This window comes from Paradesertivirga mongoliensis, from assembly GCF_024436395.1.
Taxonomy (GTDB): Bacteria; Bacteroidota; Bacteroidia; order Sphingobacteriales; family Sphingobacteriaceae; genus Paradesertivirga; species Paradesertivirga mongoliensis.
The window spans coordinates 985,119-997,799 of record NZ_JAFMZO010000001.1 but is presented as its reverse complement, the minus strand read 5'-3'; the positions used below and the strand labels follow the sequence as shown (position 1 = coordinate 997,799).

Here is a 12,681-nt window from a genome sequence, read left to right as displayed (position 1 = left end):
ATGTTCGATATTATTTATTCCTTTAGCTTTAATTTACATTCTCGCTTAAACGCCTCGAAACGTGGCATCGATACGTTTTGTATATATGAGTTACCGGGGTTTACCGCAGCATAATTTTGATGATACTCTTCTGCTCTGTAAAATACCTTCAGCGGCGAAACCTCGGTTACTATAGGATTCTTAAATGCTGGAGTCCATTTCATAATAGCCTTTCGAACCATCTCTTCTTCTGCAGGTGTATTGTAAAATATGGCGGAACGATAAGATGTTCCAACATCGGGTCCCTGCCGATTTTTGGTGGTTGGATCGTGCGATGTAAAGAAAGCGTCAAGTAAATCAGTGTAGGAAACTTTTTTAGGATCATAGTATACCATCACAGCTTCTGCATGGCCGGTGGTCTCTGTGCACACTTCTTCGTAGGTGGGATTTTTTGTCCGGCCGCCTGTATACCCGGAAACGGCCGAATCTACCCCGGCAATCTCCTCAAAAATATGCTCTGAACACCAAAAACATCCTTCAGCAAAAACTGCAACAGCTTTTGATTGCATCTGAGGCAGTTGCACAGGTTTTGTGGGTTGACCGGTAGAATTGCAGGCAAATAATGCTGCAAAAAGAATAGTGATCAAAAAATATCTCATATCGGATTAAAAACGAAAAATCTTAGAAAATAATATATTCCCTAAGTACGCAAAAAAAATCCTGACAGATCGGTAATCTCCTATAAATGAATATTTGAATTCGTCAGCTGCCTTTCAATCCGGCTGAGAAGTATTTTCTCGTCAAATGGCTTTGATATCACATCGTTCGCTCCCACATCCGATATCGCATTGTAAATATCTGGCACAGCAGAAAGCATAATTACGGGAATATGGGTAGTTGCGGGATTCTGTTTGATGGCTTTACAAATATCTCGTCCGTCAAGCTCTTCCAGCATTACATCCAGCAGAATAACATCCGCTTTAAATTCTTCAATGATATTAAAAATGTTAATTCCCGTAGCAGAGGTTTGTACGCTAAAGCCGGCGTTCGTTAAAATCAGATCAAGCGTTTCCCGCACATTGTCCTCATCCTCTATAACTAGTATTCTTTTGTCCATGTTTATCTTAAGTGTTGCATCTATAATACAATAGCCGGCAGCACTTGTTTGTAAAAATAAGAAATGGAAAAAGACCTTAGACGCCGCCGACTGTGATTTCGAAGTTCCAGGAAAAACCAAGATACGATTTGCTTTTTTTTGCGCGTAAAATCACATTCTCGTTGTCGATTCTGGCATATTTTACAACTGAGGAAATTCCCTTGGATTGAGGCTCAGGGAGAAAGTCGATAAAATACTTAAGTACTTCTTCAATATCTTTATATGGTGTGAAAACTAACATAGCAGACGTATTTATCACAAAAGTATGCGCGGTCTTTTAAATTAAAACGAAGTTGATATCAAGGCTTTGTTAATTATGGATCACGTCTTAATAACTGATCATTTTTCTTAATTTCGAAAAAAAAATACAGCTATGGAATATTACTCTTTGCTTTTAAAGGCTCACTCGGGTTGGAGATATGTTGTTCTGATAACCTTGGTTATTGCAATCCTTTCCAGCCTTGCCGGATGGTTAGGCAAAAAAAACTACAGCCCTGGAAATAGAAAAATCAATCTCTTTGCGCTGATTAGTGCACATATCCAATTTCTTCTGGGTTTGATATTGTATTTCATGAGTCCGCTTGCCAAAGCCGGCGATATGTCTGTAGCGATGAAAGATTCTAATCTGCGTTACTGGACGGTTGAGCATACTGTGATGATGCTCATTGCAATCGCGTTAATCACGATCGGACATTCAAAATCGAAAAAACTGCTGGATAGTGTTGCAAAACACCGAAAAGTGGCCATTTTTTATAGCATCGCACTAATCATTATTTTTGTGGCCATTACCATGATAGGCGACAGAGAAGCATGGCAAATAAGATAATGGGGAAAACTATTGACAGTTTTGTTTTTCTTTCTATTTTTGTGCTCATGATGAATTTTAAACATATCAGAAATTGGTGGTGGCAGGATGCAACTCGCGTCTGGTAAAGATATGTTTCGTAAAAAGCACTAAAACGACATTATATATCAACCCGACGAATTCCGTCGGGTTTTTTTTGGTCTATCCTATTCTGTTAAGGAAGGAATAATTAAATACTATGTACAAATTACATACCTCTTATAAAAAGTTACTGGCAGATACCACCACCCCGGTGAGTATCTATCTTCGGATGCGGGATGTATTTCCGAACAGTATTCTTTTAGAAAGCTCTGATTATCACAGCAGAGAAAACAGCATGAGCTATGTTTGCTGCGACCCCATTGCCGGAATATCTATGAATGAGGGCACCTTATCGTGCTACTATCCAGACGGCACCACTGTTAGCAAACAGGCAAGCCCCGAACTGGATTTAATGCAGGAGGTGACTTCGTTCAGAAGCAGTTTTACGTCGACAGAAGAAACACCTTTTAAATTTATCTCGAATGGTTTGTTCGGCTATTTTACATTCGAGAGCATCGAACATTTTGAAGACATTAAACTACAAACCGACCGCTCGGGACCAAGAAATATTCCGCTGCTGCAATATCATGTTTACCGATATGTAATTGCAATAGATCATTTCAAAAATGAACTTTATCTTTTCGAACACCGTACCTCGGCCGATGAAGATTCGGGCATAGAAAAAATCCAGTATCTTATCCAAAATAAAAACTTTCCCGAATATCGTTTTGAGAGCAAGGGCGATGAGAGTTCGAACTTTACAGATGACGAATTTCTAAAGGTTATTGACGACCTAAAGAAGCATATATATCGTGGTGATGTCTTCCAGATCGTTCCTTCGAGAGGGTTTTCACAATCGTTTTTAGGGGATGAATTTAATGTATACCGGGCATTACGCTCAATAAACCCTTCGCCGTATCTGTTTTACTTTGATTATGGAGATTTTAAGCTATTCGGCTCTTCTCCTGAGGCGCAGCTCACTATAAAAAATAACGAAGCTACCATTTACCCGATTGCAGGTACATTCAGGCGTACCGGCAACGATATTATGGATGCCGAACTGGCAGAAAAGCTGGAAAATGATCCGAAAGAAAGTGCAGAACATGTAATGCTGGTAGATTTGGCTCGAAACGACCTTAGCAGACATTGCCGGAACGTAGAGGTAAGAGCCTTCAAAGAGGTTCAATATTATTCACATATTATTCACCTTGTGTCAAAAGTTACAGGGCAGCTTAAACCCGGCTCGGATCCTTTTAACGTTGTGGGCGACACTTTCCCGGCAGGCACCTTGAGCGGGGCTCCGAAATATATGGCCATGACCCTGATAGATAAGTTCGAAAAAGGACCACGCGGTTTTTACAGCGGAGCCATCGGTTTTATGGGCTTTAATGGCGACTTCAATCATGCCATCATGATCCGGTCGCTTATGAGCAGAAACAATGTACTTCACTACCAGGCTGGTGCGGGAATTGTGGCAGATTCTGACCCGCAAAGTGAACTAACCGAAGTAAACAATAAGATCATGGCACTCCGGATGGCCATTAAACTGGCGGAGACAATTGTACCATCTTTAGAAAAGGCTTAAAATGAAGATATTAGTAATAGATAATTATGATTCCTTTACCTTTAATCTGGTTCATTTACTAAATGAATGCGGCCATGAACCTACGGTTTGGAGGAATGATAAATTTGAGTTGGCAGACATAGAAGCTTTTGATAAAATTGTTTTATCTCCGGGTCCAGGCATCCCGTCAGAGGCTGGATTGTTACTTGATGTTATAAAAACCTATTCGACCACCAAAAGCATCCTGGGAGTTTGCCTTGGGGTACAGGCCATAGCAGAAGTTTTCGGGGGAAGCCTTTATAACCTTTCGTACCCGGTTCACGGAAGGGCAACCGCTATGCAGGTTTTGGATCAGAGCGAACGCTTATTTGACCAGCTTCCGAATACTTTTAATGTGGGCAGATATCACTCCTGGGCCGTTAGCCGCGAGGGCTTACCCGACGATTTAAAGGTAACGGCAAAAGATACTGAAGGAGTTATCATGGGCCTTCGCCACCTTAAATACGACGTTCGCGGGGTACAATTTCACCCCGAATCTGTACTTACCGAAAACGGTAAACAAATGATAAAAAACTGGTTAGATAACCCTGCAACTAATTAATCATGGCAGAAAAAACAGGTGCAACCATTCTCGATAAAATCGTAAAGCATAAATTAACGGAGATAGCTGAAGCGCGGGCCCGAGTTCCAATTAGCCGTTTTGAAGAAGAAGACCTTTTCCATCGTGAATGCTATTCACTAAGGGAATTTGTTTTATCGCCCGAGAAGACAGGAATTATTGCTGAATTTAAACGTGCATCGCCGTCAAAAGGAATAATAAACGATCAGGTCAGTGCAGCGAATGTTACTCAGGGCTATGCAGATGCGGGCGCTTCTGCCTTATCAGTTTTAACAGACTCGCAGTTCTTCGGAGGCCGGATAAATGATCTTCTCCAAGCAAGGGAAGCGAATACAATACCGATTTTGCGAAAGGAGTTCATTCTGGACGAGTACCAGATAATTGAAGCAAAAGCTATTGGTGCAGACATCATTTTGTTGATCGCAGCAATTTTAACACCTGAATCTATTGCGAAATTTGCGAATACGGCTAAAAATCTGGGACTAAGTGTTTTACTCGAAGTGCATAATCAGGAAGAGCTTGAGCGCAGTGTTTGCGACGACCTGGACGCAGTGGGTGTGAACAACAGGAATCTGGCCGACTTCTCGGTATCCTTACAACATTCTTACGACCTGGTGAACCTTATTCCAGACAATTTTTTGAAAATATCAGAGAGCGGAATCAGTGACCCTAAAACCATTCGCGATCTGAAGCAGGCTGGCTTTAATGGATTTTTGATTGGCGAAAACTTTATGAGAGAAGCAAATCCAGGTGAGGCGATGAAAGATTTTGTCGCACAAATAAACGCATAACGATTAGCTAAATCAGTATTCCCGTTTTGTTGTTACCTTAATGTGCAGCAATCACCAAATAGATGTATAAAATATGGGCAAACAAAAATTCTTTGATACCGCAGTAAAACCCGAAAGAGCTGTTTTGGTTGGGATAATTACCCCAAACGAAACGGAGGAGAAAGAGCGCGAGTATCTGGAGGAGCTTGAATTTCTGGTAGACACTGCGGGCGGGATAACAGAGAAAACTTTCACACAAAAAATGCAGCGAGCCGACCGCGCGACCTTTGTAGGCACCGGTAAACTGGAAGAAATTGCTGAATATGTAAAGGCAGAGGAGATCGACATTGTGGTGTTTGATGATGAATTAAGTCCGTCGCAGCTTAGAAATATTGAACGTGAATTGCAGGTTAAGATCCTTGACAGAAGTAATCTCATTCTCGATATTTTTGCTTCGAGGGCCCAAACTTCTCAAGCCCGAACGCAGGTGGAATTGGCTCAACTACAATATCTGCTTCCGCGATTAACCAGGATGTGGACTCACCTTGAACGCCAAAAAGGTGGAATTGGAATGAGAGGACCTGGTGAAAGCCAGATTGAAACGGACAGGCGGATTATCCAGGATAAAATTGCGCTTCTTAAAGAACGCTTGAAAATTATAGACCGGCAGAACGAAACCCAGCGAAAAAACCGCGGACAATTGGTTAGGGTTGCGCTTGTAGGTTATACAAACGTAGGTAAGTCTACCATCATGAATATGTTGTCCAAGTCGGATGTATTTGCAGAAAACAAGCTGTTTGCAACCCTGGATACTACTGTTAGAAAAGTGGTGATCGAAAATCTTCCCTTTTTGCTTTCGGATACTGTAGGGTTTATCCGTAAATTGCCGCATCACCTGGTAGAATGCTTTAAATCAACATTGGACGAAGTACGCGAGGCTGATATCCTGATACATGTAGTGGACGTTTCGCACCCGACTTTTGAGGATCAGATTACAACGGTGAACGAAACCTTAAAAGATCTCGGGGCGGTAGACAAGGAGGTGATTACGGTATTTAATAAAATAGATGCTTACAGGCCCGAGCCGGATATGGAAACCGGAGAAACTCTAAGTCTTGACGAGTTCCGGAATAGCTGGATGGGAAAACATAATAGTCCTGCAATATTTATCTCGGCGATCAACAAAGAGAATATCGATGAGTTCCGCAATTTACTGTATACCAAAGTAAAAGCTATCCATCAGGAAAGATACCCTTACGATGCCTTGTTATATCCTGATATAGAAGGCGAAAACTAAAATTAAGAATTACACTATGGAATCAAAACGTCAGCAGAAGTTCGCAGGGGTTATTCAAAAAGATTTAGCAGAAATATTTCAACGCGAAGGGATGAACTTTCTACCGAACACCCTGGTTACGATAACCAAAGTTCGGATTACACCCGACCTCGCCATTGCACGGGTTTTTTTAAGTTTTTTTAATAACGCCAATACAACGCTTGCTCTGAATACTATCAAGGCTCACGCAAGCGAGATCAGGTATAAGCTAGGCGCCAGGATTAAAAACCAGGCGAGGATTGTACCGCAGCTTGAATTTTTCCTAGACGATACTAACTCGTACGTAGAGCGGATGGATCAAATATTTGATAAAATCAGCAAGGAGCCGCGACAGCCCGACACGGAAGAATAATATTGGGAACGCCTAAATTATTCTTGGGTACATCTCCAACTAAAGCCGCATCTTATTCGTTATCTTTAGGTGATGAATTTAATTCTGGCACTGATTCTTTGGCTATCCACCCCGGGTAATTTTACTAATGTGCCCGAATTCAAGGGAGGCCAAAGAGGGTTGAACCTCTTTATCGCCAGGAATATGCTTTATCCCGAATACGCAAAGCAAAACTGCCTTCAAGGAACGGTGAATATCCGTTTTAAACTGACAAAAAAAGGGGAAATTTTCGGATCTAAAGTTCAAAAAGGCTTTGGTGTCGACTTAGATATCGAGGCTTTAAGGATCGTTCGGCTCACGTCTGGCTTATGGAAGGTTCCGGCTGCATTCGACACCACGCAATCCATCGTTATTCCGATCAACTTCGCACTAAAAGAATATAATTGCAACGAACGGTCGGCCGAAGACATCAGGGATGCCATAGTCGCTTACAAGGCAAAGCAGGATCTCACCAAAGCAGTGATTAACTTTTACGATAAGAAATCCGGCGGATCCTATTCTGCCGAAGACGAAGCAAGAATTCTCGAGTTGAAACAGCAATTAGGTTACGATGATCGTTTTTTTGACCGCACGATCAGGCAGGCGCAACAAAAACTTCGTCAGGGCGACAAGGAATCTGCTTGTGAGGATTTTAATCTTGTTCGGAAATTAGGAAGCGACAAAGCTGATCAAATCTTAGCTGAGCATTGTCAATAAGCACATCTTCCTATGGTTTTCGTTTAAATGTGGCTTACCCAAAAAGATGAGAAGAATATTAACTAAAAACTAAACTTTTCCGCTTCGGGCTGCGTATACCATCAAGTTACAGATTTATCACATCTAGAGCGCTCTCAAGTTGTTTTAGTTTTTCGATCAATCTTAAAATTTAATGGCAAAACCGGCCTATCAGTTCGTTGATAATATCAGATGCATTGCAATGCTCTCAATTGTGACAGAGCATACTTCCTATATCGGTTCTTATGTATATACACCAGATTCAGCAACCTTCTGGGCCTATCTGACAAGCATTCAGCTGGTAAAGTTTGGTACTATTTCTTTTTTTATTATCGCGGGGTTCCTGTTTGCGGAGAATAGCGAACGGTATCGCGCTGCCGACTATTTAAAGCGCCGGATTCATAACATCTTCAAGCCATGGCTCTTCTGGTCGCTGGCGTTTCTGTCCATACTGGCCATTATCCCAGCTATAATCCATCTAAATTCGGGTGCTTCTCTAAAGCTGGCTATCTCTACTGTTTGGTGGGGAGCGAAAACCGTATATCTGCATTCTAATTATTGGTTTATTATCAACTTCCTTTTTTGCACTGCCGTACTGCTTTTAAGCAAAAACATGATACGTTCGTGGAAATTTGGGTTTGCACTCTTTTTACTGACAAGTTTTTACAGCGTTAATGTGTACACCGAATGGATTATGCCACTACATACCATGGCAATATTCGGCTTTGTATTTTTCTACTGGCTTGGAGTACAAATAAATCTCCATTTAAGTAAAATCGACGAATTCATAACGAAAATTTCCCGCCGCTGGTTCGTACTGCTTATAGCTATCACTGTGTTTTTGGGAGTTCAGGAAGCTGCATATTTATATTCTGTAAAAAGTATAGACCCAATTAACACCTTACGTATCAGCAATATTATCTTTTCTCTGTCAGCATTTGCGTTGATCCTGAGAGTTAAAAACTTCAACTGGCTGAGCTTTCTTCAACCACGGAAAACCACCTATGGCATTTCACTCATTCATTATATCCTGGTATTTAGTTTCCTTCCTTTAGTGATGGGGGAGATCGATATCAGGACACTTGCCAGTTTCAGCATCATGGACATGTATGAGTACCAGTTTACCAGATTCTTTCTGGTGTATACGTTGACGTTTGTGGCTGTTAAAGCCTTACAAAGCTCCAACCTTTCATGGATGATAGGACTAAAGAAACCGGAGAAAGTGATTTCCGAAGCATTTCCACCGATCCAGGTCTCCGCTCAGGAGCGCAGGATTGCTGTTGAGACCGAGGCGGCGTAAGAAAACTTTAAGAAAACAAAACGGCCGATTCGCATCGGCCGTTTTGCATTAAAACTAAATCTAAACTATAACCCCAAAACTTTTCTAAATGTATCTCTAAAATCTACTTTAATTTTTGACTGTTTATCCGGCTGATGGTTTAACTTCGGTTCAATTTTAATTGTGATTTTTAAACTCGAAAACAAACTGCTCCTGTTTCCCGATCCCGAACTGGCCGAAAAGGACGGGCTTCTGGCCATTGGCGGCGATCTTTCGGTAGAACGTCTGCAACTGGCCTATAGTCTCGGAATCTTTCCCTGGTACTCTGAAGATACCCCAATCCTCTGGTATTCTCCGCACGAGCGGTTTGTATTGTTCCCCGAAAAGGTAAAAATTTCGAAGAGCATGCGTAAGATACTTGAGTCAGGCACTTTCAGGATCACCGAAAACACTGCATTTAAGGACGTGATAAAAAATTGTGCAGCGGCCAAGAGAAAAGATCAGGATGGTACCTGGATAATACCAGAAATGCAAGAGGCATATATCCGTTTAAATAAAACAGGCTTTGCCCACTCGATAGAGGTTTGGGAGGATGAGGAGTTGGTTGGCGGGCTTTATGGCGTAAAATCAGGAAATGTATTTTGTGGTGAGAGTATGTTTAGCCGGGTTAGCAATGCTTCGAAAGCAGCACTTACCTGGCTTTGTCAAAACAAAAAATACTCCCTGATTGACTGTCAGTTCCACACACCGCACCTGGAAAGCATGGGTGCGGAATTTATCTCACGAAAAGAATATATGCAGATATTGGGCCCTAATTCAGGATCTCTCTGATATCTTCGGCGCTTAAAGATTTTACAAAACTCTCCTCTGTGGTAATCAGTGACTCTGCAACTGAACGTTTTCTGTTTTGAAGCGCCAGGATCTTTTCTTCCACAGTATCCTTGGTGATAAACTTATAAATAAATACTTTTTTGGTCTGGCCGATACGGTGCGTACGATCGATCGCCTGTTGTTCAACGGCCGGGTTCCACCAGGGATCGAGCATAAATACATAGTCAGCTTCGGTAAGATTTAATCCCACGCCTCCGGCTTTTAATGAGATCAAAAACAGCTTAATTTCATTGTTGGTTTGGAATTCTTCGACCACCTGACCCCGGTTTTGTGTTGAGCCGTCAAGATAAGCATAGCGTACTTTCTCTGTATCAAAATGGTTCCGGTAAATTTCCAGCTGCTTTACAAACTGAGAAAACACTAATACCTTATGTCCTCGCGACAACACGTTTTGAAGCGTATGAATAACGTTTTCAAACTTTCCGGACTCGCCCTCATAATCCTTATCAATCATGGAAGGATGGTTAGCTATCTGCCGTAGCTTGGTTAATCCCTGCAAAACCTGAATCTGAGACTTTGCAAAGGTTCCATCTTCAAGTGAACGCAATAAGTCGTTACGGTACTCTGATTTTACATCCTCATAATATTGTGCCTGCTCCTCGCCCATCTGGCAGTAAAATAACTGCACCGTTTTTTGTGGCAACTCAGTAGCTACCTGATCTTTAGTGCGCCGTAAAACGAAGGGCTTGATCAGCGCCTGCAACTTTTTTGCGGCTTCTTCGTCTCTCTTTTTTTCGATAGGCGTTACAAAATCATTCTGAAAGAAGTGCTGGTTGCCGAGCAAACCAGGATTTATGAACGACATCTGTGTCCACAGATCGTTTACCGAATTCTCTACCGGAGTACCGCTCAGAATAAGTTTATTTTTTGATTTAAGCTGTTTTACTGCTTTATATGCCTTTGATGCAGGATTTTTGATATTCTGACTTTCGTCGAGGATGATATAATTGAAATACAGGTTTTTAATATAATCAATATCCACCCTGGTAATTCCGTAGGTTGTAAAAACCACATCATAACGCATAAAACGCTCTACATCTTTACTTCGGAAAGTGCCGGTATGTTCCAGAATGCGTAAGGAAGGCGCAAATTTCTCGGCCTCTTTCACCCAGTTATAGATCAGAGAGGTTGGCATAATGATTAAGGAAGTACTTGGTGTTCCGGTTTCGGCATGCTCTTCTTTTATTTTTTGAAGTAATGCCAGCGTTTGTACGGTTTTTCCCAACCCCATATCATCGGCCAGACAGCCGCCAAAATTATAATTCCTCAAAAACTGAAACCAGTTATAACCTGCTTTTTGATACGAGCGCAGCTGTCCCTTAAAGTTTTTCGGCACTTCAACATCCTCTATCTCCTCAAAACCGGCCAGCTTCTGAAGTTTCCTGTCCATTGTAACAGATGCGAGGTCGCTGTTTGCGAAATCGTTTATCAGGCCAATGTGATGCTTTTTAAGCTTTAACCCTTGTTCGCCCTTTTCTGTAAAATTAAGGAGGTTACCGAATTGAGCGAACCACTTTTCGGGGATGACCGCAACTTCGCCGGAAGGCAAAGTAAATTCCCTGATCTTGTGAAGAATGTGATGACGCAAATCCATGAAGGGAATTTGATAAGGCCCAAAATGCACTACGGCGTTCAGGTCGAACCAGTCGTTACCTTCCTTAAACTCCAGATCTACCTTACTGCTTCCAAATAAGAAGCGTTTATTACCATCGGGCTGTTCAATCTCAAAGCCTTTCTGCTTAAGTTCTTCATGATTTTCGTTTAACCAGTTGATCACGCTAAAAGATGCGTCTTCATCCTCTGCAAAAGCCTTTTTCACTTCCAGGTTGAGAAATAAAGAACTGGCGGTTTCCAAACCAAGGCCAATAATTTCATCAAGTTTAGACTTCTCCCAACTCAGGGAGCGCTTTATGCGATGGAAAACATAATTATCGCCTTCCATTTCCAGGCGTACCGTAACTTTAGTAGTGCTACCAGCCGGGAAGACGTAACTGCCGTATTTAAAGTAAAGTTGAAGCTGAGAGATTCCGCCAGGGATAAAAATCACCTTGAGCACCGGGATAGCATCGAACTTTTCAGTATTGATGGTAAACCCTTCGGCGTACACGTGATGCTTTTCAATGAGAGGCCCTACAAATTTTTGGAAGTACGCCTTTTCTGACGATTTGGGGATAGATATAAACCGTTTATTCAGAAAGGGCTGTAATTTCTTTCCTTCAATATCCCCCTCGAAGAAATACAGAACATCTTCTAAAAGCAGCCAGCCGGGTTCGTTACACACCACCTGTGCATCTTTAAACATAAACTCGATCCTGATGCCTTTAAACTTTATGGTTGGAAAGTACCGGGTTTCTTCTTCACCCTTTCTAAAATGGAAAAGTACGGACGCAGCCTCATCGGCTATCTGAATCTTCCTCTCAACCGGCCAGCCTTCCTTACTCATAGAAAACAAGGCTCTATCGGTTAAAAGCCTGAACGCTTCTACCATTCGCTTTTCAATCTTGGGCCTGATGATATCGTAAAGTTTCTGATCAAAAGTCTTACTGAAAAACTCAACCGGCCTGACCGGCTTTTTGTGATAACGGCGGATAATATGGCCCTGCTCTGTTTCTTCCAGGATCTTAATTAGCTTAATATCGGTCTCGTCGAGGATATTAGAAAACTCTTTGGCAGTAGTAGAGAATAAACGTTGATGAGTAAGAGAGAAATCTCCGTCCTGATTGAGCTGCACCACGTGAGGTTCGATTAAATAACCTAAGAAATCGTGTTTACAGAGTGAATAAACTAGTTTACAGGGTTTGGAGCTATCTACGCGTAACATTGACAAATGGTGAAAAAGTTGTCTAAGTAAGCAGATAAAAAATGATAAACTTAAAGAGAATTATGGTGAAAAGCAAAGAGGAGATTACAAAGTTTGTAGCTGAACTGTAAAGTTGTGAACTTATGCACCTTAACCTGGTAAAACCCGGCCTGCTCACAAACCAGGAGCGGCTATTGATGAAATGCGGGGGCTACTGATAAAACGCGGGCGCCTGATGATAAAGTGCGGAAGCTTATTGATAAATCCCGGATGCTTATTGATAAAACGCGGAGGCT

Annotated in this window: 13 protein-coding genes; 9 read left to right on the top strand and 4 right to left on the bottom strand. The window is 41.8% G+C overall.

Going from position 1 to position 12,681, the window contains the following annotated elements; genetic code table 11:
- Nucleotides 1-14 precede the first annotated feature (14 nt).
- The 3 genes from msrA to J3P43_RS04005 form a co-directional block, all read right to left on the bottom strand.
- Nucleotides 15-638 carry a peptide-methionine (S)-S-oxide reductase MsrA gene (gene msrA / locus J3P43_RS04015; protein WP_255899316.1) on the bottom strand — a complete coding sequence of 208 codons (624 nt, stop codon included), beginning with the start codon at nt 636-638 and terminating at the stop codon, nt 15-17.
- Between the two features lie 80 nt (nt 639-718).
- On the bottom strand, nt 719-1,096 hold the full coding sequence (locus J3P43_RS04010; protein ID WP_255899314.1) for a response regulator: 378 nt from the start codon (nt 1,094-1,096) through the stop codon (nt 719-721).
- Between the two features lie 76 nt (nt 1,097-1,172).
- Nucleotides 1,173-1,376, bottom strand: coding sequence for a hypothetical protein (locus J3P43_RS04005; RefSeq protein WP_255899311.1), 204 nt, complete (start codon nt 1,374-1,376; stop codon nt 1,173-1,175).
- 132 nt (nt 1,377-1,508) lie between these two features.
- On the opposite strand from J3P43_RS04005, the gene J3P43_RS04000 reads away from it, so the two are divergent.
- From J3P43_RS04000 to aat, 9 genes are all read left to right on the top strand, one after another.
- The gene (locus tag J3P43_RS04000) at nt 1,509-1,961 is read left to right on the top strand and encodes a cytochrome B (RefSeq protein ID WP_255899309.1); all 453 of its coding nucleotides are present in this window, start codon (nt 1,509-1,511) and stop codon (nt 1,959-1,961) included.
- A gap of 217 nt (nt 1,962-2,178) precedes the next feature.
- On the top strand, nt 2,179-3,606 hold the full coding sequence (locus J3P43_RS03995; RefSeq protein ID WP_255899306.1) for an anthranilate synthase component I family protein: 1,428 nt from the start codon (nt 2,179-2,181) through the stop codon (nt 3,604-3,606).
- Nucleotide 3,607: 1 nt separating this feature from the next.
- Nucleotides 3,608-4,186 (top strand): anthranilate synthase component II, encoded by a 579-nt coding sequence (locus tag J3P43_RS03990; RefSeq protein ID WP_255899304.1) that lies wholly within the window; start codon nt 3,608-3,610, stop codon nt 4,184-4,186.
- Nucleotides 4,187-4,188: 2 nt separating this feature from the next.
- The gene (trpC, locus tag J3P43_RS03985; RefSeq protein WP_255899302.1) at nt 4,189-4,995 is read left to right on the top strand and encodes an indole-3-glycerol phosphate synthase TrpC; all 807 of its coding nucleotides are present in this window, start codon (nt 4,189-4,191) and stop codon (nt 4,993-4,995) included.
- A gap of 73 nt (nt 4,996-5,068) precedes the next feature.
- Nucleotides 5,069-6,271 (top strand): GTPase HflX, encoded by a 1,203-nt coding sequence (gene hflX / locus J3P43_RS03980; RefSeq protein WP_255899300.1) that lies wholly within the window; start codon nt 5,069-5,071, stop codon nt 6,269-6,271.
- A 16-nt stretch (nt 6,272-6,287) separates the two neighbouring features.
- Entirely contained in the window at nt 6,288-6,662 is a 375-nt protein-coding gene (gene rbfA / locus J3P43_RS03975) for a 30S ribosome-binding factor RbfA (RefSeq protein WP_255899298.1), read from the top strand.
- Between the two features lie 72 nt (nt 6,663-6,734).
- Nucleotides 6,735-7,397, top strand: a complete 663-nt coding sequence (locus J3P43_RS03970) for a TonB family protein (protein WP_255899296.1) — start codon at nt 6,735-6,737, stop codon at nt 7,395-7,397.
- A gap of 172 nt (nt 7,398-7,569) precedes the next feature.
- The gene (locus J3P43_RS03965; protein WP_255899294.1) at nt 7,570-8,715 is read left to right on the top strand and encodes an acyltransferase family protein; all 1,146 of its coding nucleotides are present in this window, start codon (nt 7,570-7,572) and stop codon (nt 8,713-8,715) included.
- A gap of 162 nt (nt 8,716-8,877) precedes the next feature.
- Nucleotides 8,878-9,525, top strand: a complete 648-nt coding sequence (gene aat / locus J3P43_RS03960) for a leucyl/phenylalanyl-tRNA--protein transferase (protein ID WP_255899292.1) — start codon at nt 8,878-8,880, stop codon at nt 9,523-9,525.
- Here aat and J3P43_RS03955 read toward each other — a convergent pair.
- Nucleotides 9,506-12,406: a DEAD/DEAH box helicase gene (locus tag J3P43_RS03955; protein WP_255899290.1), complete on the bottom strand. Its 2,901-nt coding sequence runs from the start codon at nt 12,404-12,406 to the stop codon at nt 9,506-9,508. The genes aat and J3P43_RS03955 overlap by 20 nt on opposite strands.
- Between the last annotated feature and the right edge of the window lie 275 nt (nt 12,407-12,681).

What these genes read in the sequence shown, in the direction of transcription:
- trpC (WP_255899302.1), top strand. Translation starts at nt 4,189, where the DNA reads ATGGCAGAAAAAACAGGTGCAACCATTCTCGATAAAATCGTAAAGCAT.
- J3P43_RS04010 (WP_255899314.1), bottom strand. Translation starts at nt 1,096, where the DNA reads ATGGACAAAAGAATACTAGTTATAGAGGATGAGGACAATGTGCGGGAA.
- J3P43_RS03965 (WP_255899294.1), top strand. Translation starts at nt 7,570, where the DNA reads ATGGCAAAACCGGCCTATCAGTTCGTTGATAATATCAGATGCATTGCA.
- J3P43_RS03990 (WP_255899304.1), top strand. Translation starts at nt 3,608, where the DNA reads ATGAAGATATTAGTAATAGATAATTATGATTCCTTTACCTTTAATCTG.
- J3P43_RS04000 (WP_255899309.1), top strand. Translation starts at nt 1,509, where the DNA reads ATGGAATATTACTCTTTGCTTTTAAAGGCTCACTCGGGTTGGAGATAT.
- rbfA (WP_255899298.1), top strand. Translation starts at nt 6,288, where the DNA reads ATGGAATCAAAACGTCAGCAGAAGTTCGCAGGGGTTATTCAAAAAGAT.
- J3P43_RS03970 (WP_255899296.1), top strand. Translation starts at nt 6,735, where the DNA reads ATGAATTTAATTCTGGCACTGATTCTTTGGCTATCCACCCCGGGTAAT.
- J3P43_RS03995 (WP_255899306.1), top strand. Translation starts at nt 2,179, where the DNA reads ATGTACAAATTACATACCTCTTATAAAAAGTTACTGGCAGATACCACC.
- J3P43_RS04005 (WP_255899311.1), bottom strand. Translation starts at nt 1,376, where the DNA reads ATGTTAGTTTTCACACCATATAAAGATATTGAAGAAGTACTTAAGTAT.
- msrA (WP_255899316.1), bottom strand. Translation starts at nt 638, where the DNA reads ATGAGATATTTTTTGATCACTATTCTTTTTGCAGCATTATTTGCCTGC.
- hflX (WP_255899300.1), top strand. Translation starts at nt 5,069, where the DNA reads ATGGGCAAACAAAAATTCTTTGATACCGCAGTAAAACCCGAAAGAGCT.
- J3P43_RS03955 (WP_255899290.1), bottom strand. Translation starts at nt 12,406, where the DNA reads ATGTTACGCGTAGATAGCTCCAAACCCTGTAAACTAGTTTATTCACTC.